This window comes from Alteribacillus sp. HJP-4 (assembly GCF_042139015.1).
In the GTDB taxonomy this organism is placed as follows: Bacteria; Bacillota; Bacilli; order Bacillales; family Marinococcaceae; genus JBHIKY01.
The window spans coordinates 129,801-154,030 of sequence record NZ_JBHIKY010000004.1; the positions used below are offsets into that span (position 1 = coordinate 129,801).

The 24,230-nt window shown below is 46.7% G+C and carries 23 protein-coding genes and 1 riboswitch; of the genes, 2 read left to right on the plus strand and 21 right to left on the minus strand.

Annotated elements, in window-relative coordinates:
• Nucleotides 1-38: 38 nt before the first annotated feature.
• Genes ACE4RR_RS05125 through ACE4RR_RS05135 form a run of 3 tightly spaced genes read right to left on the minus strand, consistent with a single transcriptional unit; the run spans nucleotide 39 to nucleotide 3,236 of the window.
• Nucleotides 39-353, minus strand: a complete 315-nt coding sequence (locus ACE4RR_RS05125) for a YerC/YecD family TrpR-related protein (protein WP_375534327.1) — start codon at nucleotides 351-353, stop codon at nucleotides 39-41.
• A gap of 38 nt (nucleotides 354-391) precedes the next feature.
• The gene (locus ACE4RR_RS05130; protein WP_375534328.1) at nucleotides 392-1,450 is read right to left on the minus strand and encodes a DUF3048 domain-containing protein; all 1,059 of its coding nucleotides are present in this window, start codon (nucleotides 1,448-1,450) and stop codon (nucleotides 392-394) included.
• 43 nt (nucleotides 1,451-1,493) lie between these two features.
• Nucleotides 1,494-3,236 (minus strand): adenine deaminase C-terminal domain-containing protein, encoded by a 1,743-nt coding sequence (locus tag ACE4RR_RS05135; protein WP_375534329.1) that lies wholly within the window; start codon nucleotides 3,234-3,236, stop codon nucleotides 1,494-1,496.
• A 127-nt stretch (nucleotides 3,237-3,363) separates the two neighbouring features.
• On the opposite strand from ACE4RR_RS05135, the gene ACE4RR_RS05140 reads away from it, so the two are divergent.
• On the plus strand, nucleotides 3,364-3,633 hold the full coding sequence (locus tag ACE4RR_RS05140; RefSeq protein WP_375534330.1) for a YgaP family membrane protein: 270 nt from the start codon (nucleotides 3,364-3,366) through the stop codon (nucleotides 3,631-3,633).
• Between the two features lie 235 nt (nucleotides 3,634-3,868).
• On the opposite strand, the gene purD is transcribed toward ACE4RR_RS05140, so the two are convergent.
• The 15 genes from purD to ACE4RR_RS05215 form a co-directional block, all read right to left on the minus strand.
• Nucleotides 3,869-5,134, minus strand: coding sequence for a phosphoribosylamine--glycine ligase (purD, locus tag ACE4RR_RS05145; protein ID WP_375534331.1), 1,266 nt, complete (start codon nucleotides 5,132-5,134; stop codon nucleotides 3,869-3,871).
• Between the two features lie 15 nt (nucleotides 5,135-5,149).
• The gene (gene purH / locus ACE4RR_RS05150) at nucleotides 5,150-6,682 is read right to left on the minus strand and encodes a bifunctional phosphoribosylaminoimidazolecarboxamide formyltransferase/IMP cyclohydrolase (protein WP_375534332.1); all 1,533 of its coding nucleotides are present in this window, start codon (nucleotides 6,680-6,682) and stop codon (nucleotides 5,150-5,152) included.
• On the minus strand, nucleotides 6,679-7,269 hold the full coding sequence (purN, locus tag ACE4RR_RS05155) for a phosphoribosylglycinamide formyltransferase (protein WP_375534333.1): 591 nt from the start codon (nucleotides 7,267-7,269) through the stop codon (nucleotides 6,679-6,681). The genes purH and purN overlap by 4 nt, the downstream gene beginning before the upstream one ends.
• On the minus strand, nucleotides 7,269-8,306 hold the full coding sequence (purM, locus tag ACE4RR_RS05160; protein WP_375534334.1) for a phosphoribosylformylglycinamidine cyclo-ligase: 1,038 nt from the start codon (nucleotides 8,304-8,306) through the stop codon (nucleotides 7,269-7,271). The genes purN and purM overlap by 1 nt, the downstream gene beginning before the upstream one ends.
• A 20-nt stretch (nucleotides 8,307-8,326) precedes the next feature.
• Complete coding sequence (purF, locus tag ACE4RR_RS05165) at nucleotides 8,327-9,748, minus strand: amidophosphoribosyltransferase (RefSeq protein WP_375534335.1); 1,422 nt, start codon at nucleotides 9,746-9,748, stop codon at nucleotides 8,327-8,329.
• Nucleotides 9,724-11,952: a phosphoribosylformylglycinamidine synthase subunit PurL gene (gene purL / locus ACE4RR_RS05170; RefSeq protein ID WP_375534336.1), complete on the minus strand. Its 2,229-nt coding sequence runs from the start codon at nucleotides 11,950-11,952 to the stop codon at nucleotides 9,724-9,726. The genes purF and purL overlap by 25 nt, the downstream gene beginning before the upstream one ends.
• On the minus strand, nucleotides 11,936-12,619 hold the full coding sequence (gene purQ, locus ACE4RR_RS05175; RefSeq protein WP_375534337.1) for a phosphoribosylformylglycinamidine synthase subunit PurQ: 684 nt from the start codon (nucleotides 12,617-12,619) through the stop codon (nucleotides 11,936-11,938). Before purQ ends, purL begins: the two co-directional genes overlap by 17 nt.
• Nucleotides 12,616-12,867 (minus strand): phosphoribosylformylglycinamidine synthase subunit PurS, encoded by a 252-nt coding sequence (gene purS / locus ACE4RR_RS05180; RefSeq protein ID WP_375534338.1) that lies wholly within the window; start codon nucleotides 12,865-12,867, stop codon nucleotides 12,616-12,618. Before purS ends, purQ begins: the two co-directional genes overlap by 4 nt.
• Entirely contained in the window at nucleotides 12,860-13,579 is a 720-nt protein-coding gene (gene purC, locus ACE4RR_RS05185) for a phosphoribosylaminoimidazolesuccinocarboxamide synthase (RefSeq protein WP_375534339.1), read from the minus strand. The genes purS and purC overlap by 8 nt, the downstream gene beginning before the upstream one ends.
• An 88-nt stretch (nucleotides 13,580-13,667) precedes the next feature.
• A complete protein-coding gene (gene purB / locus ACE4RR_RS05190; RefSeq protein ID WP_375534340.1) occupies nucleotides 13,668-14,963 on the minus strand; it encodes an adenylosuccinate lyase in 1,296 nt (431 codons plus the stop codon).
• 24 nt (nucleotides 14,964-14,987) lie between these two features.
• Nucleotides 14,988-16,133, minus strand: a complete 1,146-nt coding sequence (purK, locus tag ACE4RR_RS05195; protein WP_375534341.1) for a 5-(carboxyamino)imidazole ribonucleotide synthase — start codon at nucleotides 16,131-16,133, stop codon at nucleotides 14,988-14,990.
• A complete protein-coding gene (gene purE, locus ACE4RR_RS05200) occupies nucleotides 16,130-16,612 on the minus strand; it encodes a 5-(carboxyamino)imidazole ribonucleotide mutase (RefSeq protein WP_375534342.1) in 483 nt (160 codons plus the stop codon). Before purE ends, purK begins: the two co-directional genes overlap by 4 nt.
• 183 nt (nucleotides 16,613-16,795) lie before the next feature.
• Nucleotides 16,796-16,897: riboswitch (purine riboswitch) on the minus strand.
• A gap of 96 nt (nucleotides 16,898-16,993) precedes the next feature.
• Nucleotides 16,994-17,194: an NETI motif-containing protein gene (locus tag ACE4RR_RS05205; RefSeq protein WP_375534343.1), complete on the minus strand. Its 201-nt coding sequence runs from the start codon at nucleotides 17,192-17,194 to the stop codon at nucleotides 16,994-16,996.
• Nucleotides 17,195-17,287: 93 nt separating this feature from the next.
• Nucleotides 17,288-17,800, minus strand: coding sequence for an isoprenylcysteine carboxyl methyltransferase family protein (locus ACE4RR_RS05210; protein WP_375534344.1), 513 nt, complete (start codon nucleotides 17,798-17,800; stop codon nucleotides 17,288-17,290).
• Nucleotides 17,797-18,870, minus strand: coding sequence for a type III polyketide synthase (locus ACE4RR_RS05215; RefSeq protein ID WP_375534345.1), 1,074 nt, complete (start codon nucleotides 18,868-18,870; stop codon nucleotides 17,797-17,799). Before ACE4RR_RS05215 ends, ACE4RR_RS05210 begins: the two co-directional genes overlap by 4 nt.
• Nucleotides 18,871-19,007: 137 nt before the next feature.
• On the opposite strand from ACE4RR_RS05215, the gene ACE4RR_RS05220 reads away from it, so the two are divergent.
• A complete protein-coding gene (locus ACE4RR_RS05220; RefSeq protein ID WP_375534346.1) occupies nucleotides 19,008-19,871 on the plus strand; it encodes a patatin-like phospholipase family protein in 864 nt (287 codons plus the stop codon).
• 483 nt (nucleotides 19,872-20,354) lie between these two features.
• Here ACE4RR_RS05220 and ACE4RR_RS05225 read toward each other — a convergent pair whose 3' ends face one another.
• Genes ACE4RR_RS05225 through ACE4RR_RS05235 form a run of 3 tightly spaced genes read right to left on the minus strand, consistent with a single transcriptional unit; the run spans nucleotide 20,355 to nucleotide 24,214 of the window.
• Nucleotides 20,355-21,668, minus strand: coding sequence for a helix-turn-helix domain-containing protein (locus ACE4RR_RS05225; protein ID WP_375534347.1), 1,314 nt, complete (start codon nucleotides 21,666-21,668; stop codon nucleotides 20,355-20,357).
• Complete coding sequence (locus tag ACE4RR_RS05230; protein WP_375534348.1) at nucleotides 21,669-22,928, minus strand: M20 family metallo-hydrolase; 1,260 nt, start codon at nucleotides 22,926-22,928, stop codon at nucleotides 21,669-21,671. It abuts the gene before it with no gap.
• Nucleotides 22,925-24,214 (minus strand): amidohydrolase, encoded by a 1,290-nt coding sequence (locus tag ACE4RR_RS05235; protein WP_375534349.1) that lies wholly within the window; start codon nucleotides 24,212-24,214, stop codon nucleotides 22,925-22,927. Before ACE4RR_RS05235 ends, ACE4RR_RS05230 begins: the two co-directional genes overlap by 4 nt.
• Between the last annotated feature and the right edge of the window lie 16 nt (nucleotides 24,215-24,230).

Consider the following 24,230-nt stretch of genomic DNA (forward strand, 5'->3'; position numbering starts at 1 on the left):
TAAAAAATAAAAGCTGCCCGGATATGGACAGCTTTCTATTACGACTGATTATTTTGCTTCTCCTGTTCGTGGACCCGGTTCAGGGTCATTTGATAACTTTCATTGCCGTAATTGAGGCAGCGCTTAACACGGGAGATAGTGGCCGTACTGGCTCCCGTCTCTGTCTCAATCTTATGGTAGGTGTAACCGTTCTGCAGCATCCTCGCCACCTCCAGGCGCTGAGCCAGGGATTGTATTTCATTAATGGTACACAGGTCATCGAAGAATTCGTAGCACTCCTCCAGATCCTTTAATGAAAGTATCGCTTTAAAAAGCTGATCGAGCTCTTTCCCTCTAAGCTTATCGATTTGCATCAGCATCCACCTCATTTCAAGCTTTAATCAATTCTGCACTATTCTTTAATTCCAGAGACCATTTCAGAAAGACCTGATGCAGCTGGAACGATATGAATCCATGTCTGGCCGGGAACAAAAGGAATCGTCTCCCCCTCCAGTTTAGGAAGAATCCTACCGTTCTCGTTTTTCCATTGTACAGATAACGATTTACCACGTTGAAGCAACAGTGCATTTCCTCCGTCTTCTAGAGAAATTTGTCTTCGGCCATCCCTGTCAATAACCTGGTGCGGTGCTTCTACTATAAAAACGTTGGAGGGTTTAACCGGTTTTTTTGTATTTTTATCAACGGTTGTTTCTCCATCGCTCGAACGTGCATAGACTTTTTCCGATTCGTCGTATTTGTAGGACGCTGTATACGTGCTTCCATACTGTACATCGACATTTTCAGCGTCCTCCCAGACGCCTTCAGAGTCAGCATCCCCCGTGCGAAAACGTAAAGGCTCCGTTTCTTTTTCCAGGTCATAATTTTTCTCTGCCAGGCCGGTTAAAGCATCCTCATAGGAAATATATGAATTATGCGGAGCCGGTCTATCAGAAGAACGTTGAAATAAGGTTCCATCATAATGAAGTCCATTTATAAAAGGGGTTTCGCCGCTTTGAAGCATCCTCTCTGCCTCCGGGCTCCAGCCATGAGCAATGAACATGGCATCATATCCGTCTGCAAGCTCTATAAAATAGCCTCTCGCACTGCGAACCGTTCCAATTTCCTCCGGCTCTTTACTTTGATATAGAGCGAGCAGTCTTGTAACATCCCCTTCAGTAAGCACTTCATACACGACATCCGCCTCTGGCAGTCCGCTGTGGGGCCGAGCCTTTGGGTGATTATTAATCACCGCGGCAAGCGGTCGTTTGGGTGAAATTTTTTCCGTATGAACCCCGGTAAGAGGAGTCGTCACCTTCGAATCTGCCTCTTCACTTATTTCTGAATTCACTTCTTCTTCAGAAGCTTCTTCTACATCCGTCCCTTCCTCCGCCTGTTCATCCGGCGCATTGTTCAAACAGGCAGCAAGTACGAATAGCAGCAGAAGTCCCGCAAAAAGCAGTGTGTTTTTCATTATCCCCCAACCTCATCCCACAGAGTACTTTCACTTTTATAGTTTAACGCATAATCGAGGGAAAGAGTACCGTTTTCTTATGAACGTCAAAAATTCCTTTTTGGGTGACCCGGACATAAGGAAGGTGCGTAGAGGAAAAGAAAAGCAGGCTGTAAATTGGGTCCTCATGCAGATAACCTCTTTCCTTTAGAGCGGCTGTCATGCTCTCATGCATCCCCATTAATTTATCCATCGGTTCCAGTGACATCGCCCCAAACAGCTTCAACGGAATACTCTCAATCACTTTTCCATCTTCTACGAGAAACATGCCCCCGTCATGTTTTTTCAATGCCTCAAATGCTTTGCACATATCATCTTTATTTTTTCCGATCAGTACGATGTCACCGGTATTCGAAAATGTCGTGGCAAACCCATCGATGTGTGTTGCAAATCCTTTTATTACAGTATTCATGCGCCATTTTCCGAACCTGTCCAGCATGACAAAGAAACATTCATCGTGGTGCTCGGCCAGCTGTGCATTTGTAACATCCACAGATATCTGGTATGGCTTTAAGATTACTGAATTAACAAGCTCAATACCCATCGGCATAGAAAAATGGAGGTCATCCTCTGTGAGCTCCCAGTCAATCATGAACGGCCTTACACCATATTCTTCCCAGGAGAAGTGCCTTTCCGGATAGACCGGCTTCTCATCGCGCAGCACCCACCGGCCTTTAGCAATAACTGCTTTCGGTACCGGGTTTTCTTTATCTTCTAGGATATTTAAATGAGCGATTCTTCCTGGAGCAATCATTCCTAAATGCTCATCAAGAGCATATTGACGCGCCACATTATAAGATCCCATTTCATATGCATCAATAAGAGGGACCCCCTTATCAATCGCGATCGATATGGCTTTATCGATGACTCCCTGTCTGTAAAAAGCTGGAGTGGAGCCATCGGTATTGAAGGTAAATCGTGAAAAATCCTTAACTCCTGCTTCCATTAATTCCTCCAGGATAACAGGTAAATCCGGCCGGATAGACGAATATCGAAGGGAGGTTGTCAGGCCGATATCCAGGCGGCGGAGCGCCTCTTCACCATTCATGGCTTCGTGGTCGCCATTTACTCCTAAAAGAGTCATTTGAGTAATGGTGCTCTCGGATGCTCCCGGTAAATGACCTTCAATCGGCTTATTTATTTCCTTCGTCTGCTGCATCCAATGAAGGATGGTATCATCACCTGTAATCACCTTCGGCCAGGAAGTTAATTCTCCCCCCTGCACAACTAACGGATGATGCAGCCATGCCATCATATTGGATGGGGAAAAGAGAGTATCCTCATCTTCGAGCTCTGTCTGAGCATCATACCTTGCCCACCACAGCATGGAGGACGGGAGCTGGTCAAGCTCTTCAATAAGGGTAAGCGCTTTCTTTTTTTCAATATTTAAATAAAAAAACATATTGTCATTTATGAGGGTAGTGGTGCCTCGCACCGCCGCATATTCTGCGAGCGTGTGGGGATTATATAACTGAAACGGATGCGCATGAGGTTCGATATATCCAGGGACTATGTATTTCCCTTCACAATCTATCACCTCTGTATCCGTTGTCTTACCCGGCCAGTCGTTTCCGACGTAAACGATACGATCTTCATAAATCCAGATATGACCATTCATCCAGGCTTTTCTGGCACTGCTTAAAAAGGTCGCGTTTTTTAGTACAATGGATGGAGCAATTTCACCGCGGATTACGGATAGCTGTCTGCGTAGTGCAAGCTTATCCCAGCGGAATAAATGGTTTGCCATTGAAGTCACCTGCTTTCTGAGCTGATCATTGCATTTTATTTTACCATAACTTTTCCCGTTACTCCATGAAAGGATGTGACGGTGATGCGTCAATCGACACAAATTGATTTACAAAGGAGTCTATACGATGAAACCAAACATCGGAACGTTGAATGCACTAATTCGTATTACCGCCGGCTTAACCATTCTCTCCTGGGCATCCGGAGCCTTCCACAAACGCCGCAGCGACGGTATGGTAACAGTCTGGGCATTGATCGGCGCGATGAAAACTGCGGAAGGAATTACACGATTTTGTCCGATGACTAAAATGCTGACCGACAGTATCGAGCAGCAAAAGGAAGTAAAGGCGGACGGAGCATACCCAAACAACACTCATTCATTTAAGACAGGGGTCTAGCGCCAATTCCAACTTATTTAGTATATCAGGTATTAGGATGTTCCATTTTTAATTTGTTATAAAATGTTCCATAAAAGATAATAAAAAGCCAGCTCTACATGTGGGCTGGCTTCTTAAAATAGCTATAGCAGTAAAGGAGTGTTTCTTATGCGTGATGAATTTTTATCAGATTTTGCTATTGATACTTTGTTCGTTTATGCGCTTATCATCGGAATTATTGCAGTGATATTAATTTCTAAATATCGGAAGAAGCGCGGAAAATAGCTTTATCGCCAATGTCTTTTCTATAAAATAAATACGTGTCGTCCAATTGTTGAAGCTTATCGTATACTTTTTCTTTTGCTTCATTCAGCTGTGCTGCTTTTTCGGCTAGAAGCAGTACGCGGCCTCCACCAGTCTGGAGCTCACTTCCTTCTTTCTTTACTCCCGCAAAGAAAAGCAGATCTGCTTCAGGAATATGCTTAATTGGTTTTCCTTTTTCATAGGATCCAGGGTAGCCAATTGATGCCGCCACCACTCCAAGGACAGCATCCTTGGACCATGACAGCTCCGGTTTACCTCCCTGCAGCAGCCCAATAATTGCAGCTGACATATCCGATTCCAGACGCGGCAGGACAACCTGGGCTTCCGGATCGCCAAAGCGGGCGTTAAATTCAATTACCTTCGGGCCTGCTGCTGTCATCATCAACCCCGCATACAAAATCCCTGTAAAGAAACGTCCTTCCTTTACGAGTGCTGAGGCTGCCGGCTGCAGGACTTCCCGCACAGCACGGGAAATATCTTCATCTCCGAACTGCGGAACAGGGCTGTAGGCTCCCATTCCGCCTGTATTCGGGCCTTTGTCTCCATCATACGCGCGCTTGTGATCCTGTGCTCCGACCATCGGGACCACCGTTTCCCCATGGACAAACGCCATCAATGAGAGCTCTTCTCCTTCGAGAAATTCCTCGAGCACAACCTCTGCTCCTGCTTCACCAAACTTCTCATCATTTAGTATGTCATGCAGTGCATCGAAAGCTTCCTGTTCAGTAAAAGCCACGGTAACGCCCTTCCCGGCTGCGAGGCCATCCGCTTTTACAACAATCGGTGCTCCCTGCTGCTTCACATAATCCGCTGCCTTATCATAGTCAGAAAATACTTCATAGGAGCCGGTAGGAATGTTGTATTGCTTCATGATTGATTTGGCAAATGACTTGCTTCCTTCAATTAAAGCGGCTTTTTGGGTAGGGCCAAACACCATCAGTTTTTCGTCGAGCAGACGGTCTGCAAGTCCAGCAAGCAGCGGAGCCTCCGGCCCGATAATTGTCAGGTCAATCCTGTTCTGTTTGGCGAAGCTCACAATCGCATCCTGATCATGCTCACTAATGCCTGTGCATTCTGCCACGTCGGTCATTCCCGGGCTCCCAGGCGCTGCATACACCTGATCCACACTTTGATCCCGGGCCGCTTTCCAGGCAAGAACGTGCTCTCTTCCGCCGCTTCCTATCACAAGTACTTTCATTTTTTCCAGCACTCCTTAGTGTTTAAAGTGGCGCATGCCGGTAAATACCATGGCAATGCCGAGTTCATTTGCTTTTTTAATGGAATCTTCATCTTTTATGGAGCCGCCGGGCTGGATAATTGCTGTGATTCCGGCTTTTCCTGCTTCTTCCACCGTGTCATGCATCGGGAAAAAGGCATCGGATCCCATGGAAGCTCCTTCTGCTTTTCCCCCTGCCTGTTCAATGGCAATTTTTGCAGCACCGACCCGGTTCATCTGGCCTGCACCGACTCCGACTGTCATTTCCTCTTTCGCAAGCAGAATCGCGTTTGATTTCACATGCTTGACGACCTTCCAGGCAAGTTTCAAGTCCTGCCATTCCTTTTCTGTCGGCTCTCTTTCTGTAACGACACGCACATCTGCATCAAGGAAGCCTTTTCTGTCCTCTTCCTGAACCAAAGCACCGCCGTGAATGGAAGTAATCTTTGAGCGTTCCAGCGGCTCTTCATCGAGTGATACAGTTAATAGACGGAGATTTTTCTTTTCCGTTAAAATGTCAAGAGCTTCCTGGGTAAAAGTCGGAGCAATGACAATTTCAAGAAAAATTTCGCGGAGTTTCTGAGCAGTTGCCGCATCGACTTCTTTATTAAATGCAATAATGCCTCCGAATATAGAAACAGGATCCGCTTCAAACGCTTTATTGAATGCAGCAGACACTGTCTCTCCTGCTCCAACACCGCAGGGATTCATATGTTTCACAGCGACAGCAGCCGGCTGACCGAATTCCTTCACAATGGAAAGAGCTGCTTCGGCGTCGTTAATATTGTTGTAGGAAAGCTCTTTCCCGTGAAGCTGAATGGCATTTGCGATAGAGCTGACCGGGCCGATTGGTTCTCTATAAAAGGCAGCCTGCTGGTGAGGATTTTCCCCATAACGGAGGTCCTGTTTTTTCTCGTATGTGATTGTATACGTTTCAGGATAACGTTCGCCGGTCTGCTCTGTTAAATATGATGCAATCATCGCATCATACGCGGCAGTGTGGCGGAATACCTTTGCAGCCAGTTGTCTTTTCGTTTCTGCGAGTACTTCATTATGCTCAAGCCACTCGTTCAAAACCTTTTCGTAATCCTCCGGGTCGGTTACAACCGTTACGAATTTATGATTTTTTGCCGCGGCCCGCAGCATACTTGGACCGCCGATATCAATGTTTTCGATTGCATCTTCAAAGCCAGTGTCTGGATTTTCAATCGTTTCTTTAAACGGGTACAGGTTTACTACCACAAGATCGATCGGAGTAATGCTGTGTTCTTCCAGCTGCTTTAAATGATCCCCGCTGTCACGGACAGCAAGAAGTCCACTGTGAATAAAAGGATGGAGTGTTTTCACGCGGCCGTCGAGAATTTCTGGAAAACCCGTCACATCGGAGATACCGGTAACTTTTACCCCGCCTTCTTTCAAAATACGGCTTGTCCCTCCCGTGGAGACAATTTCCACTCCTCCCGCTTCGAGTTTTTTAGCAAAAGGAACAATTCCTTCTTTATTAGAAACACTGATAAGTGCTCGTTTCATATCTTTTCAGACTCCCTTCTCGATATCGAACTCGTTAACCTCTGAAGTGTATCAGGGTATAGGCGGTGCTCCTCCGCCTGTATCGCTGCAGTCAAGGAACGAAGAGAATCCGATTCCTTTATATCGATTGGCTGTTGCGCGATAATTTCTCCTGTATCTATTCCAGCATCAACCCAGTGAATGGTAACGCCGGTGACTTTTACGCCGGCTTTCCAGGCCTGGCCGATAGCATCTTTTCCTTGAAAAGCAGGCAAAAGAGACGGATGGATATTTACAATCCGTCTATCAAAGGCATGAAGCAGAGTGTCCCCGATCAGGCGCATGTACCCTGCCAATGCAATGATTTCCACTTGCCTGGATTCAAGCTCTTCTACGATTTCTTTTTCAAAAGCGGCTTTGTTTTCATATGACTTCGGACGAAAGCAAAAGACCGGCACACCAGCCTGGCTGGCGCGTTCTACTACCCCTGCTTCCGGCTTGTCACAAACCAGAAGTTTAATATCAGCCTTGAGCCGGCCTTCTTTGACCGCATCTGCAATCGCCTGAAAATTAGAGCCATTGCCAGAGGCGAACACTGCAATGTTCATTAAGAGGAAACCCCCTCAATGAAAAGCTTTCCTGAATCGGTTACATTACCGATTACTTCAGCTTTTTCTCCGTTTTCGCGGAGTGCTCGCAGTGCCGTTTCTTCTTCTTTCTTTCGCACTGCAGTAATCAGGCCGATGCCCATATTGAACGTTCCAAACATATCACGGTCCGTTAATGAACCATGCTTTTTCAAAAATGAAAAGATAGCGGGTGCTTCCCAGTTTCGCGGCTGAACAGAAGCACCAAGTCCCTCTGGCAGCATTCGTGGAATATTTTCATAAAAACCGCCTCCGGTTATGTGGGCCATCCCTTTCACCTCAACTGCACGTCGTAATGCTTGGATAGCTTTTACATATATCCTGGTTGGTTCCAGGAGCTCTTCCCCGAGTGGTCGCTGAAACGGCTCATACGTTACCTTCACATCCAGACCGGCCTGCTCAAAAAGGACACGCCGCACAAGGGAAAATCCGTTGCTGTGAATTCCCGAAGAGCTGACTCCGATAAGGACATCTCCCTCCCGGATGCTCTCTCCGCTGATGAGAGACTGTTTCTCAGCGGCACCTACCGTAAATCCAGCCACATCATACTCATCCGGACTGTACATTCCCGGCATTTCGGCGGTTTCTCCGCCAATTAATGCCGCGCCGGCTTCTTCACATCCATCAGCAATGCCTTTAACGATGGCTTCCACTTTTTCAGGTGCAGCCTTTCCGAGAGCAAGATAATCGAGAAAATAAAGCGGATCCGCTCCCTGTACGGCAATATCATTTACACACATTGCCACTGCATCCTTTCCGATTGTGTCATGCTTGTCCATTTGAAAAGCAAGCATCAGCTTCGTACCCACTCCGTCTGTACCTGATACGAGCACTGGTTCTTTGTAAGGAAGCTCAGAAATATCAAACATTGCTCCGAAAGCTCCGAGACCGCCCATTACCTCCGGGCGCATCGTACGGGCGGTGTGTTTTTTCATTCGTTCTACCGCTTTATAGCCGGCTTCTACGTCGACACCGGCTTGTTTATATGCCTCAGACATGGCTGGGCCTCCTTCTTCCATTATCCGTTCATTACTTTATCATGTGGATGCTGCGTATCCTGGTAAATCTCTGTAGGATAGTTTCCGGTAAAACAGGCAAGACACTGGCCGCAGTTCGTTTGGCGCTTATCGCGTCCCACCCCTTCCAGGAGGCCGTCGATGCTTAAAAAGGATAAAGAATCGGCGCCCATTTTTTCACGCATTTCTTCTGTAGTATGACTCGCTGCAATCAGCTCTGATTTGGTTGAGGTATCAATACCATAAAAACATGGATGAGTAATCGGAGGCGAGCTGATCCGAACGTGAACCTCAGTGGCTCCGGCTTCTTTCAGCAGCCTGACAATTCTCCGGCTTGTTGTACCACGGACAATGGAATCATCAACCATAACGACACGCTTTCCTTCTACGACACCACGTACAGGTGACAATTTCATTTTTACTCCCTGTTCACGCAGTTCCTGTGAAGGCTGAATAAACGTACGGCCGACGTAGCGGTTTTTAATTAATCCGAGCTCATATGGAATACCGGCCTGCTCTGCATATCCAATCGCAGCAGAGATGGAAGAGTCAGGCACACCCGTCACCACATCTGCTTCCACAGGGGCTTCGTTTGCCATCTGTTTCCCCAGCCTTTTTCTTGCTGTATGCACATTTATTTCATCTATATTTGAATCTGGTCGTGCAAAATAAACATACTCCATACTGCAGATCGTGCGGTTGGCTGAGCCGGAAAAGAGCTCGGTATGCATACCGTCTTCATCAAACGTTACCATTTCACCAGGCTGCAGCTCGCGTTCAAAGGTTGCTCCGACGACATCAAAGGCGCATGTTTCAGAAGCAACGACATAAGCGTCTCCAAGCCTGCCGATCGAAAGCGGACGCAGACCGTTAGGGTCCATCGCCACCATCAGCTTCTCCTCAGTCATAATCCCAAATGCATAGGCTCCCTTTAACATCTGCAGGGAGTTTGCAAGCTTGTCCTCAAGCCGCGGGTATGCACTTCGTTTGATTAAGTGAGCAAGTACTTCCGTGTCCGAGGTTGATTGGAATATACTTCCCTGGCTTTCAAGCTGATGCTTTACCCCATTGGCATTTACAAGGTTGCCATTGTGTGCAACGGCAAGTCCGCCGGTCTGCGATTGAAACAGGAGCGGCTGGCAGTTCACAAGGCCGCCGCCGCCTGCTGTGGCGTAGCGGACATGGCCGAGAGCAGAATGACCGTGAAGAGTGTCAAGCTCTCCTTCTTTAAAAGCTTCTGTCACGAGGCCGAGTCCTTTATGAATGGAAAGACGCTCTCCGTCACTGACTACAATGCCGGCCCCTTCCTGTCCACGGTGCTGGAGACTGTGCAGTCCGTAATACGTGATCTGCGCTGCGTCTTTATGCCCCCATACCGCAAATACTCCGCATTCTTCGTTTAAGCCTTTGATTTCACCAAGCATGGAATTGCTCCTTTCCAGGCGCTCTCTAGTGTTTCTAAAGCTGCCTGCAGCACGGTTTCTCCTGAAGTATTTTGAATAACAAGCTGTTTATCGTCTGTTACCGTTCCAATATGCTCTGCATCCTTCACAATGGCTTCAAACGCATCACTCTGTGCCTCAGGGACACTTACGAGAAAGCGGGACTGTGTTTCTGAAAATAACTCGGCTGCCGTTTCAGGTCCGATTGTTATTTGTGCTCCAAGACTCGTTCCCATCAAGCTTTCCGATGCAGCAACCGCAAGCCCTCCTTCTGCCAGATCGTGGGCAGAGGCTGTACAGCCTTCACGGATCGCTGCAAGAAGCTGCTCCAGACGCTGTTTTTCTACCTCCAGATCAAGCACAGGAGCTTTCCCTGAAATGTTCCCCTGAAGGAGCTTCTGCAGTTCGCTTCCCCCAAATTCTGCCTGTGCCTTACCAATGACGTAGATTCTGTCACCTTTATTTTTAAAAGCCTGCGTCGTAATGTGTTCTAAATCTTCAACCAGTCCTACCATACCAACTACAGGAGTCGGATAGACTGCTCCTTTTTGCGTTTCATTATAGAGGGAAACATTGCCGCCGATTACCGGCGCTGCCAGTGCTCTGCAGGCCTCACTCATGCCATCTGTTGATTTTTCCAGCTGCCAGAAGATTTCCGGTTTTTCCGGACTTCCGTAATTCAGGCAGTCTGTCAGGCCGAGAGGAACTGCTCCAGAGCAGACAATGTTTCGTGCAGCTTCTGCCACTGCAATTTTTCCACCTGTCTCCGGGTCGAGGTATAAATACCTTGAGTTGCAGTCCGTTGTCATGGCAAGTGCTTTATTTTTACCGCGGACACGAAGAACTGCGGCATCTGAACCAGGATGTACTACTGTATTAGTGCGAACTTGATAATCGTATTGATCAAATACCCATTCCTTGCTTGCGATGGTCGGCTGGGACAGCAGGGAATGAAGTGTAGCTGCGTAATCATCAATTTCTGGGACGAACGGCTTTTCTACTTGATTTTGTGCAAATAATGCCGGCTCGCTTGAAGGTGGGTGATATACCGGTGCCTCTTCCGCTAATGCATCTACCGGTACGTCAGCGACAAGTTTTCCTTCGTGCAGAAGGCGGAGTCGTTTTTCTTCAAGCACGGTACCGACTTCAGCGGACAGCAGTCCCCAGCGGTCACAAATTTCCTTTACCTCATGCTCGCTCCCTTTTTCTACAACAAGCAGCATGCGTTCCTGCGATTCCGAGAGCATCATTTCATACGGGCTCATTCCTTTTTCACGCTGCGGCACAGTGTCAAGATCCATTTCGATACCTGACCCGGCTTTACTGGCCATTTCCGCTGAGGAAGAAGTAAGTCCTGCCGCCCCCATGTCTTGAATACCGACAAGAGAATCAAGCTGTACGAGTTCGAGACAAGCTTCGAGAAGAAGCTTTTCCATAAACGGGTCGCCGACCTGCACCGATGGCCGCTTGCTTTCTGATTCGTCACTCAGCTCTTCGGAGGCGAACGTAGCCCCGTGAATACCATCTTTTCCGGTGCTTGCTCCGACGTACATCACCGTGTTCCCTGCCCCGCTCGCACGCCCTTTTTGAATATCCTTATGATCAATGAGACCGACACACATTGCATTCACAAGTGGATTTCCTTCGTAGCACGGGTCAAACTGGACTTCTCCTCCGACAGTTGGAACACCGATACAATTCCCGTAGCCGGCAATACCTGCTACCACTTCCTCAAACAAGTAACGGACACGAGGATTGTTCAGCTCACCGAAACGAAGCGAGTTTAAGAGAGCAACCGGCCTCGCACCCATGGAGAAAACATCACGCAGAATTCCACCGACACCGGTGGCTGCCCCTTGATATGGTTCAATAGCAGAAGGATGATTGTGGCTTTCAATTTTAAAAACTACTGCCTGCTCGTCGCCGATATCAATGATGCCGGCACCTTCTCCCGGTCCCTGCAGTACTTTTTCCCCGCTGACCGGGAACTTTTTTAGAAGGACCTTGGAATGTTTATAGCTGCAGTGCTCAGACCACATAACGGAAAATAATCCGGTTTCTGTATAATTTGGAAGGCGGCCAAGGATTTCTTCGGCCATAGTGAACTCAGCGTCCGTCAGACCCATCTCCTGATATACTTTTTCCTCTTTAATTTGCTGTGGTGTTGGTTCAAGTAGTAAGGACATGGGATTCCCTCCAGTTTTTCAAAATCGATTGGAAAAGCTTTAAACCGTCTGAACTCCCTAGAATATCGGCTGTCGCTCGTTCCGGATGGGGCATCATGCCAAGGACATTGCCTTTCTCATTGATAATGCCGGCAATACTTGCCACAGAGCCATTAATATCATCGTTATACGTGAACACAATCTGCTTGTTTGCACGGAGAGTTTCCAACGTTTGTTCGTCGCAATAGTAATTACCCTCTCCATGTGCCACAGGGATTGTGATAGATTCGTCTTTATCGTAGTCTTTTGTAAAACCAGTTTCATTGTTTACCACCGTAAGTTCTGCAGGACGGCAGATAAATTTCAGTGATTTATTGCGCTGCATGGCTCCAGGCAGAATCCCTGCTTCCAGCAGAATTTGAAATCCATTACAAACACCAAGGACAGGCTTGCCTTTTTCCGCTTCCTCAATCACGCTTTGCATGACGGGCGCAAAGCGGGCGATAGCTCCGGAACGAAGGTAATCACCATATGAAAAGCCGCCGGGAAGCAGAATGGCATCATATTCAGCGACACTTGTGTCGGTGTACCAGACTTTTTCTACATGTTCTGAAAGACCTTCCTCTATCGCATGGAGCATATCATCATCACAGTTGGAGCCGGGAAAGACGATTACTGCGAATCTCATGAAGAGACACCCTCCCCGATCGTGTACGTATAATCTTCAATAACTGGGTTAGATAATAGTTTTTCGCACATTTCCTTTACTCGTTCCTCAAGATCCTTCGTATTCTCCATGTCGAGTTCTATAAATTTTCCGGTCTGCACCTGCTTGACCTCTTTGTAGCCCATTGTATGAAGAGAATTTTCAATAGCACTTCCCTGGGGATCGAGTACCCCCGCTTTTAATGTTACATATACCTGCACCTTAACCATGTATGGATCCTCCCAGCCTTTTTAGAATTTCGTTATAGCCATCCTGAAGTGAACCGAGGCCGAATCGAAACAAGTCTTTGTCGAATTTCTGCTTTGTTTCTTTATCCCAGAGCCGGCACGTGTCAGGAGAAATTTCATCAGATAAGAGGAGCTCGCCTTCTGTGGTTATTCCAAATTCCAATTTAAAATCAACAAGCAGCAGACCGCGGCTGTCAAAATGCTTTTTCAAAGTTTCATTGACTGCGAGTGCCGCTCTTTTCATGCCGCTCACCTGGTCAGGCTCCGCTGCATTTAACATGCGGATATGGTCCTCGTTAATAAGCGGATCACCGAGATCATCATCCTTGTAATAACATTCCACAACTGCTTCTGAAAGAACTGTGCCTTCCTCCACACCGGTGCGTTTGTGAAGACTTCCTGCCACGATGTTACGCACCACTATCTCAAGCGGAATAATGTCGGTGCGGCGAACAAGCTGCTCTGTATCAGAAAGCTTCTCAACGAAATGGCTTTGAATGCCAGAAGCCGCAAGCTTTTCAAATAGAAGCGAGGAAATCTCGTTATTGAGTCTGCCTTTCCCTTCCAGTACGTCTTTTTTCTCTCCATTAAATGCTGTGGCATCATCTTTGTATGCCACCCAGAGAAGGTCGGGATCGTCGGTTTTAAAAAGCTTTTTTGCTTTTCCTTCATACAGAAGCTCCAGTTTTTCCATGACACTGCCTCCCAATATCAAAATAAAACGGTAATTTATGTCAAATGTGTAAAAATCGGCGGGGCCTGGCCCCCCCATAAAAACGCCATCACTCAAGTCCGGCACGTTTGAAGATGGTGTCAACCTCTTTCATATGGTGATTATAGTCAAAGCACGCATCAATTTCTTCATTTGAGAGCATTGCTGTAATACGTGGCTCCTCTTCCACCAAACCGCGGAAAGGAACTCCTTTCTCCCACGCTTCCATCGCTTTCGGCTGGACAAGGTCATACGCTTCCTCTCGCACCATCCCTTTATTAATGAGAGAAAGCAGAACCCGCTGCGAGTAAGTAAGACCAAAGGTTCTGTCCATGTTTGCTTTCATATTATCCGGAAATACCGTCAGATTCTTCACGATATTTCCAAATCGATTCAGCATATAATTAAGCGCGATCGTCGCGTCAGGAAGAATAATTCTTTCTGCGGAGGAATGGGAAATATCACGTTCGTGCCAGAGAGGTACATTTTCATAAGCCGTCAGCATATGTCCACGGATCACACGGGACAGACCGGTCATATTCTCCGAGCCGATCGGATTACGTTTATGAGGCATCGCAGAAGAGCCTTTCTGCCCTTTGGCAAAAAATTCTTCCACTTCACGTGTTTCACTTTTTTGAAGGCTGCGGATTTCAACAGCCATCTTTTCAATAGAGGTGGCAATAAGTGCGAGCGTGCTCATATAGTGTGCATGGCGGTCGCGCTGCAGGGTCTGGGTTGATACTGGTGCTGCTTCTAATCCAAGCTTTTTACAAACAAACTCTTCAATGAAAGGGGGAATATTGGCAAAGGTCCCGACGGCACCAGAAAGCTTTCCGAACCGCACCGTTTCAGCCGCTGCTTTGAAACGCTCAAGATTTCTGTTCATCTCCTGGTACCAGAGAGCGAGCTTTAAGCCGAATGTCGTCGGCTCCGCGTGCACACCGTGGGTTCTGCCCATCATAACCGTATATTTATGCTCGAGTGCCTTTTCTTTCAAAATAGATAAAAATTGCTCTAGATCCTGCAGAAGAATATCATTTGCCTGCTTCAACAAATAGGAAAGTGCCGTATCAACAACATCGGTCGAGGTAAGTCCATAATGAACCCATTTTCTTTCCTCTCCGAGAGTTTCAGAAACCGCCCTTGTGAAGGCCACGACATCGTGGCGTGTTTCGGCTTCAATTTCCAGGATACGTTCTACATTAAAGCCGGCATTTTCTCTTATTTTTAAAACATCTTCTTTAGGAATATCTCCAAGCTCTGCCCATGCTTCACAGGCGCTGATTTCCACTTCCAGCCAGGCGTTAAAGCGATTTTCCTCCGTCCAGATGGCACCCATTTCCGGGCGTGTATACCGTTCAATCATGAAATTTCCTCCACTCGATCTTTTCTATTTATCTATAGTGAGATACTCCGGCCATACCTCTTCCGTTTTCTCAAGCGCCTCTTCCACGCTTTTCCCGGTTACTGTCCAATGTCCCATCTTTCTTCCGGTCTTTGCTTCATCCTTTCCGTAGAGATGAAGATGCCCCTTCGCAAAATCAGTTAAGTGGTCCATCACGTATGGGATATGCTGTCCAAGAATATTTGTCATGACAGCTGGCTTCGTCAGCTCGCAGGACCCGAGCGGCCAGCCGCAGACTGCCCTGATATGCTGTTCAAACTGTGATGTTTCACAGGCTTCAATCGTGTAATGCCCGGAATTATGAGGGCGCGGTGCCAGTTCATTGACATACAAGGTATCCTCATTTACTACAAACATTTCTACAGCAAGTGTGCCGACCAGGTTAAGCTTTTCAGCCAGTTGAAACGCTATTGCTTCAGCCTTCTCTGTGAGCTCCACTGAAATCCGGGCAGGTACTATCGTCTGGTGCAGAATGCTGTTAACATGTTTATTTTCTCCCGTTGGAAAAGCTGTAGTTTCTCCAGTGGTGCTTCTTGTCACCACTACAGAAATCTCTTTTACAAATGGAATCCATGCTTCTAAAACTAAATCCGCTTCCAGTCCTTTACTTACCTCCGCGAAAGCTTCTTCTGCGGATGTATCTTCCTTAATGACGACCTGGCCTTTACCGTCATAACCACCACGGCATGTCTTTAAAACAGCCGGTCTGCCAAGCCGGGAAAGCGCCTGTTCCAAATCTTCACTTGTCCTTACCGGAACGTACGGGGCAACCTGAACTCCAGCTTTTTCAAGTGCTGTTTTTTCCTTCAGACGGTGCTGTGTTGTAGTAAGGAGCCCGCTTCCCTGCGGGAGGTAAAGAGTCTCTTCCAAAAAAGAAGCAGTTTCCCCATCAATATTTTCAAATTCATAAGTGAGGACATCACAAATTTCCGCAAGCTCTTCAGCACCGCTGCGGTCATCGTATGCCGCTACAACTTCTTTATCCGCCGTCTGACCTGTGGGTGAATCCTTTTTAGGTTCGAGTACAGCAATACGGTATCCCATCGGCCTTGCAGCAATTGCCATCATACGGCCCAACTGTCCGCCGCCTAGAATGCCTATAGTTTTACCGGGAGGAATAAAACGACTCATGACAAATCCCCCGTTTCAAGCACTTTCTTTTTCATAGCATCGCGACGTTTCTGCAGCCTGTCGAAAACCTCTTCGTCGAACGCAGAAATCATCTGCGCCGCCAGCAGGCCGGCATTGGTCGCACCTGCTTTCCCGATGGCAACAGTCGCTACCGGTACTCCTCCGGGCATCTGCGCAATCGACAGAAGCGAATCCAGACCATTCAATGCTTTCGATTGAACAGGAACCCCGATTACAGGCAGCGTGGTCTTTGCAGCTACCATTCCTGGAAGGTGGGCCGCTCCGCCTGCACCTGCAATGATAGCTTTCAAGCCTCTGCTTCTTGCAGACTCAGCGTACTCAAACATCAGGTCCGGTGTCCTATGGGCGGACACTACTTTTTTTTCGTAGGACACCTCCAATTCGTCAAGTACTGAGCACGTGTGCTGCATCGTTTCCCAGTCTGACGTACTTCCCATAATCACTCCAACTTCCGGCATGCTCACTTCTCCTCTCATGAATCACTTCAAACCCTCTAATTTTACTCTTGATGGAAAAAAATAACCCGGGCTACGGCTCTTTCTAATGGGAGAAAGCAGCCTGCATACCGGGTCTGAATCGTGAATCGTTCGGAAATAAGAGCATAAAAAACCTCCGTGATTTCCTGATGGATGATTCACAAATGTGTGCATACTCTCCCTCATAGTCCGGCAATTTACGGTTGCCGGGTAGATACCTTCAGGCCCTATCCCTGTCTTTATACGAGGAAATTATATTATTGTGAAATTTGTCGTTTTGCTTCCATTCTAGCTTAACAGCATGTAATGAAATCTGTCAACGAATTATCGAACGATTCAGCCCCTTCTATTACGAATGTTCGGTTATTCTAACTTTGTTTCAAATTTTATCTGCTGCTGAACCGGAATTTTATCCGTTTTCCCGTTTAATACCGTTTCTTCAAAGATAGGTTTCTCTATTCTGCGAACCGGAATATAACCCTCTCGTTTAATACGATCGAGACAATCCCCGATTGTTTCTCCCTTTTCTACAATGAATGTTCGTCTTTTTGGTTTGTTTTTCAACGCCCTTCCCCCTGTACGGCTATTCACAACTTTTCTTTTATTATAAACGGAAAATTATTGAATGTCAGTTGGACTGCAGCCTTGCCTGTTCTGTTATTTTTGGACATACAGCTTCAATGCTTTGTCTTCCGCAGGTATTCTAATAAAAAAGAGCATGACGGCATTTGCAGCTGAAAATATCAGAGCCGTCCGCCAGGCTCCAAATATTAATGGCAGAGAAGCAATTTCGACCATGACAACAAGATAATTCGGATGTGATATCCATCGATAAGGTCCACGGGCTATCCTTTTTTCACCTGGCAGAACAAATATCTTTGTATTCCAATAAGGACCAAGGGAAGTGAGACTCCATATCCGCAATAATTGAGCGGCTCCAAAATATATCATAAATACTTCCCATCCCGGGGCAAGCTCTCTTCCATCTACTGCAGTCTCCAATAAAAGCGAGATGAAAAATAAGATATGCAGCGTAACGATCCATTTATAATGCTTCTGTCCAGCTTCTACTGCACCGCGGGCCCGCATCCATTTTTCATTTTTACGGGCGTATATAAGCTCAACGATGCGCTGTAGAATAATAAGAAATAGAAACGTATTAAAGATCATGCTCCTTCGTCCCCTTTCCATTCCAGCCACAGCATTTCTGAACAAAAACCAGGCCCGAGTGCTGTCAGCAGTCCCTGCTCCGTCTTTCCCTGCCAGTTTTCCATCACTTGCTTTAATACATAAAGAACCGTCGGCGAAGACATATTGCCATACGAAGCCAGAACCTTTCGGGACGTCTCTGTTTTTTCTTGATCAAATTGAAGCGACGTCTCATATGCTCCCAGCACCTTCTTCCCACCGGGATGCGCGACAAAATGAGTGATGTCTTCCACCGTCTTCCCGATTTTTTTCATAAATGAATCTACGTTTGGTTTGAGCCAATTTTCGACAATGGATGGAATATCTCTCGAAAAAACGACATGTAGACCTTCATCCTTCACTTCCCAGCCCATTACGTCCTCTGAGTGAGGCATCAAGGTAGAATATGTAGCTGCAGTCCGCAGCCTTCCTTGAACATTTGCTGCTTGTTCACCGGCTACTAATGTGCATGCACAGCCGTCTGCAAACAAAGAGGTACCGATTAAATTACTTTTCGAAAAATCCCCGCGCTGCAGAGTTAAGCTGCAGAGCTCAATGCATAAAAGCAGAACCTTCGCTTCAGGGTAAGCGAGGCAGTATTCATGAGCGCGGCTGAGTCCGGCAGCCCCTCCCGCACAGCCCAGTCCCCATAATGGTATTCTCTTGATATGTTCAGGCAGATCAAGCTCATTCATGATTCTCGCATCAATCGTCGGGGTTGCCATACCTGAGCTGGATACAAAAATGATTGCTTCAATTTCTTCTTTGTTTGTTTTCGATTCTTCCATACAGCGTTGTACAGCCCGGCTGCCCATCCGGACAGCTTCTGTTACATACTTTGTATTTTTTTCCTCAAGGCCGTGTTCTTTTTCAAACCATTCAAGCGGAGCAGCGAAGTAACGGGTTTGAATCTCAGTATTTTTGAATACTTTCATCAATCGCTGAATATCTTGAAATTTATCGCTGAACAGCTTTTCTACTACTTTTTCTGTTTCCTCCTGCCGCACCTTGTAAGGTGCATTTTCTGTGATGACACATTCCACAAACGGCATTTTCCCACCTTCTTCTCGTCTTTTAAGGTAGTTTTCTCCAACATCCAATATTTTACTCTAAGTCAGCTGCTTGTATTGCTCTCAGACGTTTGCTACTATTATTTTGATATTTCACAACGAAAACGGGGATGAATAATATGAAAAGCGGCTTAGTTTTGGAAGGCGGGGGGATGCGCGGACTTTACACGGCAGGCGCCCTTGAGTATTTTCTAGATAATGAAATTTATTTTCCTTATGTAATTGGAGTGTCTTCCGGGGCTTCTATCGCTTGCTCTTACCTATCGAGACAAAAAGGAAGAAACAAAGAGGTTAATATCGGATTAATAAATGATCCGCGATTTATAAGTTTGAAAAACCTCTGGACAGAAAAAAGCTTATTCGGCATGAATTTTCTTTTTCACGAAGTGCCAAGAAATATCATTCCACTTCACATAGAACCGTTTCATCAAAACGGCCAGCAATTTGTGATCGGCACGACTGATTGCAAAACAGGCAGCGCCCATTATATTTCATATCCGAATCAAGATGATGATTTGTTTGCAGCAGTGCGTGCTTCCAGCAGCCTTCCCATGCTCTCCCCGATTGTATCCTATAAAGGCTTTGAATTATTAGACGGTGGCGTGGCTGATCCCATCCCTATCAATAAATCTATGAAAGACGGCAATAATGCCAATATAGTTATACTTACAAGAGAAAAAGGGTACCGAAAAAAACCGTTCAGCTTAGGCCGGGTCGCCCGCCGTTTTTATAAGCAGTATCCCGCCCTTGTCCAGGCCATGATAGACCGCCCACGCAAATACAACGAAACATTGGCTTATATTGAAAAATTAGAAAATGATGGACAAGTGAAGGTTCTGCGCCCTTCTGCAGACGTAAGAGTGAAACGCACAGAAAAAAGCGCCCGCAAATTAGAAAATATATATGACGCAGGCTATAAAGATGCCGGCAGGCTACATCACCTGCACCCTGAATGGTTTAAAATCAAGCATAATATTATTTAAAAAAAAGCATGAAAGCTGGTTTTAATCAGCAGTTTCAGGCTTTTGTCCTTTAAATTCATTTATAATTTCCCGGGGAATACTGCGGTGATCTCCACATCAGTACTTTTCGGTCTTCTCGGAAAAAGGGCCACGGCCAGCTCTCCGGAAACTGGTTCCGCTATTCGTTCCAAAAAGCTTGTTTATCTAATTTTGCCGGAAGTTCCGCTATCGGCAGAATAATGAGGCTGTTTCTTGCTAATTCCTGCCAATAGCGTACCTCCTTTCCGCCAATCATTCGAACAGCACAATTTTTTATTGAATAACAGATCTCATGGCCGCATCCTGCCCGCTGTCCATGTTTTACTTTCGTCGCTGACTTGCTCTTTCCAGCGGAAAGCGTCCTCGTTCAGTACCTGACTTTTATGCATTTTTCCAAGTAGTATATAAATAAGCCCTAAGCTGAACCTTTTACGTTGACTAAATGATAAATAAACCTTTCAGTCATCACAAAGACCGAAAGGTTAGCTCATATACTTTTCGTGGGCGCCCGCGCTGCCCCGACTGTTCTTCTCCGCTGATTTTGGCGTAGCCCATTTCTTCTAAAGCAGAGAGGATTCTTCTTGCATTGCGGTTCGAGCTTTTCAGCCACCTGGAAATATCCTGTGCCGTGACAATGTTCTGATTATAATAACGGGAAAAAGATTCTATTTTTGAAACGACCCCGGGACTGAGATGCTTGCTGCCCTCTTCTACTTCAAGCGGCATAGTAAAGCTCCGCTGCTGATAGGATATCGCTTTATCCGATTCAATATGCTCGTGGACCTTCTTATCCTCGTCCACAGAGACAATAAGCGGCGAAGAATGCTTTCGCGCCTCCTGAAAAGCACGCCTGACATGCTGCTCTGCTTCTATGGCGGTCCGCCCGTATCCGATTACCGTACGCACAGTAAGACCTGCCTGCACTTGAATATCGTGACGAAGCTGAAACAATTGGGCATCACGGTCCCGTTCGAGCTCCCCACGTGTCGTGTATATAAAAAACAACCCATCACCCATTTGGACGTATGAGCCATAGACAGATTCAGCATAGCGCAGCAGTAAACGCTTCATTTCCAACTCTTTATGCTTTCGTTGAAACGAATAATAATCTTCCTCGGATTCTGACGGAGAAGCCATTACCTCCATTCCCGCAATCGCAAGCTGGGCTTTACGGTACAAAGAAGAATAGGCCCGTTCCCGCGCATATTTTAATGTGAGCTGCACGGCAAGCTTTGCCGGCGTCACCCGGTAACAGGGTATACCTTTTTCCTGCAGGGCCAGATATACTTCCCGGATGCAGGTGAAAGCTGCTTCAATCTTTCCTTCCTTATACAAACCGGTATGAAAAGAAATAATCGATTCCGCTGGCAGATACCCTGTATACGGAAATGGATAAACAGCCAGCTCGTTTAACGAGAAACTATTTTTCACATCAACAATTTCTTCCTTTTGAATCGTATCGAGACTGATACTTTTAAACAACTTGTTTTTCTCGTATTGAGCTTCAAGAAGTCTTCCAAGTAAGCTTGCACCATACAGTGGCGGATAGCTGGAGTCCTGTTCATGCACGAGCCCTTCTGTTTGTGCAAAATGGTATGGGGCCTGACCAGAAAACAACCAAAAATCAATGTTGGAACGGTGGTTTTCAATAATTTCTTTTACATCTTCCGTTTTATCATAATAAAACGGAGCAGCCTGAAAATCCGGAAAAGCTTGAATCTCTTTTAATAACCCTTTGACAGAGTCTTCCGGTCCGACTGCACCGATTCGAATGTTCACTTATTCAGCACCTGCCTCCTGTTTAACATAAGCAGCCAATGCCTGCACTCCATAATCTAAATCTTTGAGTTCGACGTGCTCTTCCGGATGATGGCTGAGACCATCCTTACAGCGGATAAATAGCAGCCCTGTTTTCCATTTCGAAGCCATATTCATAACGTCATGTCCGGCGCCGCTTTCAAGATTAAAGGAAGAAAGACCTGTTTTTTGCACTGCTGTCCGCAATTCATCGAGTGTCTCAGCGTCCAGGAATACGGAAGGATTGTCTACTAATTTTTCAATGTTTATTATAATAGAAGTGTCTTGTTCAATTTCTTCCGCTTTCCTGCGAATCTCCTCTTCCATCTGGATTTTCAAACTATCCTCCACACTGCGGATGTCCACGCCGAGCAGAACATCACCAGGTATAACGTTCATTACATTTGGCAAAACCTCCACCGTGCTTACCGTCGCGACAACAGGATTCGGCCCCTCTGAGAGCTCCTCCGCCCGCTGCTGTATAAAAGAAATTAATGGAGCCGCAGTGGCAAATGCATCTCTGCGACTGTTCATTGGCGTTGTGCCGGTGTGGCCTGCTTTCCCTTTAAGATGTATTTTCAAGCGGATTGGACAGGCTATCGCATGGACTACGCCGATATCAGCACCTGCATTTTCAACCCGTTGGCCCTGTTCAATATGAAGCTCTATAAAGCGATAAATGTCTTCTTTAGGACGTACAGCTTCTGTGACAAAATCCCATGAATTGCCCTGGCTTTCCAGAGCTTCTTTTATGGATGTGCCATGTTTATCAGTGACGCCCTTAAGTTCATCTGCAAGACGAGTTGTGAGCAGGCCGCTCATAGCTTTACTGCCGATGGTGGACACTCCAAAACGGGCGGATTCCTCCGAAGCAAAGCAGATCACTTCCACTGGACGATTTAGCTTTATTCCTTCACCCTTCAGCTTCTTTACGGCTCCGAGAGCACAAAGGACTCCAGCAGCACCGTCATAGCCTCCGCCGCGTTCAACAGTGTCCAGGTGCGATCCCATTGCTAATGCTCCTCTTTGAGAGGCAACTTTACTATCAGGAAACCAACTGGCTATTTTATTGCCCGCTTCATCGGTTCGCACATATAAGTCTATTTCGAACGCAATGTCCGTGAAAGCCTGCATAGCTGACGTCTCATCATTTGTATACCCTAATCTTGTAAATCCCTGCGTCTGTTCCATTGTGTCTGTGACATTTAAACGCAGCAGCGTATCCTGCAGCCATGAAATCATTGCTTGTCCTCCTCTAAGACAATATGCATGGTATGAATGAAAGCGGCCAGACCGCTTTTCAGAACCGTTTCATCATAATCAAACGATGGATGATGATGACCTGCCGCCAGAGGCGTTCCAAACAGCATGTAGGTAGCTGACCCCCCGCGGTTCTGGACATGCTTCATCATTTGGGTTGCGTCCTCTGATGCACCAATTGACAGAGAAGGGTGAACACGTGAGATAAACCGCGAGGCATCCCCGGCACGGTTGACAATCTGACTGAATTCTACATCACATTCAGCAGCGATCCCGCAGCCGCAGACCTCAATGGAAGAAGATACTCCATACATTTGAGCTGCTCCATCCACTATCCGTTTTACTTCTGAAAACATCCACTGATCCAGCTCCGTTGTTTCTCCGCGTGTCTCTCCCTCTAAATACGCACTATCCGGTATCACATTTCTACCGCTGCCTGCAGATAATGTTCCAATATTAATCCTGGTTTGACCCTCTGAGTGACGGGGAATTGCGTGCATATTCTGCACAGCAGCAGCTGCTGCCAGAAGTGCATTTCTGCCTTCCTCGGGCTTTGCCCCGGCATGAGAAGCTTTGCCAGAAAATTTTATATTGAATTTCGTTGTCGCAAGAAAGGTATCTGCTCCTGCTGCAATGGTTCCGACTGAGGCATCCTGAATGCCAATATGACCTCCGATAAAGTAATCAGCGTCATCAAGCCACCCTTTTGCAACCATAGCTGCAGCCCCTCTGCTGCCTTCCTCGGCAGGTTGAAAGAGTACGGTTATGGTACCGCAGAGCTCATCTAAGTGTTCCGAAATATACCAAGCAAGTGCGAGTCCAATAGCACTGTGTCCGTCATGGGCGCAGGCGTGCATACGGTCAGGCCGTTCAGAAGCAAAACCTTCCTTCACTGGAAAATGAGAAGGAGTGCTATCTTCCCGTACCGGCAATGCATCAATATCTACCCGAAAAGCTATATGAGGTCCCGGTCTTCCGGTATGAAAGCGGATCACGGCACCAGTGTGTCCTCCCTGCAGCTTTTCCATAAAGGAAGAAGTGGCACCCACATGAAGTGCCCGCTCCTCTGCCGCTTTCAATTCTGTAGAAGAAGGAAGTCCCATTCGCTTTTCCGATGCGACGGCATCCTTTCCTGTAAATACTTCTCCATTCAGTTGCTCCAGTTCTTTCGTAATTCGATAAGTCGCAGCATATTCAGTCCAACCTGTTTCTGGTTCAGCATGAAAAATTCTGCGCCAGTTCTGCAGGGCAGGAAAGGCTTTTTCCACCCACCGATCTATTTGC

Coding starts and splice junctions, on each gene's coding strand:
- ACE4RR_RS05125 (WP_375534327.1), bottom strand. CDS start 353: ATGCAAATCGATAAGCTTAGAGGGAAAGAGCTCGATCAGCTTTTTAAA.
- ACE4RR_RS05130 (WP_375534328.1), bottom strand. CDS start 1,450: ATGAAAAACACACTGCTTTTTGCGGGACTTCTGCTGCTATTCGTACTT.
- ACE4RR_RS05135 (WP_375534329.1), bottom strand. CDS start 3,236: ATGGCAAACCATTTATTCCGCTGGGATAAGCTTGCACTACGCAGACAG.
- ACE4RR_RS05140 (WP_375534330.1), top strand. CDS start 3,364: ATGAAACCAAACATCGGAACGTTGAATGCACTAATTCGTATTACCGCC.
- purD (WP_375534331.1), bottom strand. CDS start 5,134: ATGAAAGTACTTGTGATAGGAAGCGGCGGAAGAGAGCACGTTCTTGCC.
- purH (WP_375534332.1), bottom strand. CDS start 6,682: ATGAAACGAGCACTTATCAGTGTTTCTAATAAAGAAGGAATTGTTCCT.
- purN (WP_375534333.1), bottom strand. CDS start 7,269: ATGAACATTGCAGTGTTCGCCTCTGGCAATGGCTCTAATTTTCAGGCG.
- purM (WP_375534334.1), bottom strand. CDS start 8,306: ATGTCTGAGGCATATAAACAAGCCGGTGTCGACGTAGAAGCCGGCTAT.
- purF (WP_375534335.1), bottom strand. CDS start 9,748: ATGCTTGGTGAAATCAAAGGCTTAAACGAAGAATGCGGAGTATTTGCG.
- purL (WP_375534336.1), bottom strand. CDS start 11,952: ATGTCCTTACTACTTGAACCAACACCACAGCAAATTAAAGAGGAAAAA.
- purQ (WP_375534337.1), bottom strand. CDS start 12,619: ATGAGATTCGCAGTAATCGTCTTTCCCGGCTCCAACTGTGATGATGAT.
- purS (WP_375534338.1), bottom strand. CDS start 12,867: ATGGTTAAGGTGCAGGTATATGTAACATTAAAAGCGGGGGTACTCGAT.
- purC (WP_375534339.1), bottom strand. CDS start 13,579: ATGGAAAAACTGGAGCTTCTGTATGAAGGAAAAGCAAAAAAGCTTTTT.
- purB (WP_375534340.1), bottom strand. CDS start 14,963: ATGATTGAACGGTATACACGCCCGGAAATGGGTGCCATCTGGACGGAG.
- purK (WP_375534341.1), bottom strand. CDS start 16,133: ATGAGTCGTTTTATTCCTCCCGGTAAAACTATAGGCATTCTAGGCGGC.
- purE (WP_375534342.1), bottom strand. CDS start 16,612: ATGCCGGAAGTTGGAGTGATTATGGGAAGTACGTCAGACTGGGAAACG.
- ACE4RR_RS05210 (WP_375534344.1), bottom strand. CDS start 17,800: ATGATCTTTAATACGTTTCTATTTCTTATTATTCTACAGCGCATCGTT.
- ACE4RR_RS05215 (WP_375534345.1), bottom strand. CDS start 18,870: ATGCCGTTTGTGGAATGTGTCATCACAGAAAATGCACCTTACAAGGTG.
- ACE4RR_RS05220 (WP_375534346.1), top strand. CDS start 19,008: ATGAAAAGCGGCTTAGTTTTGGAAGGCGGGGGGATGCGCGGACTTTAC.
- ACE4RR_RS05230 (WP_375534348.1), bottom strand. CDS start 22,928: ATGATTTCATGGCTGCAGGATACGCTGCTGCGTTTAAATGTCACAGAC.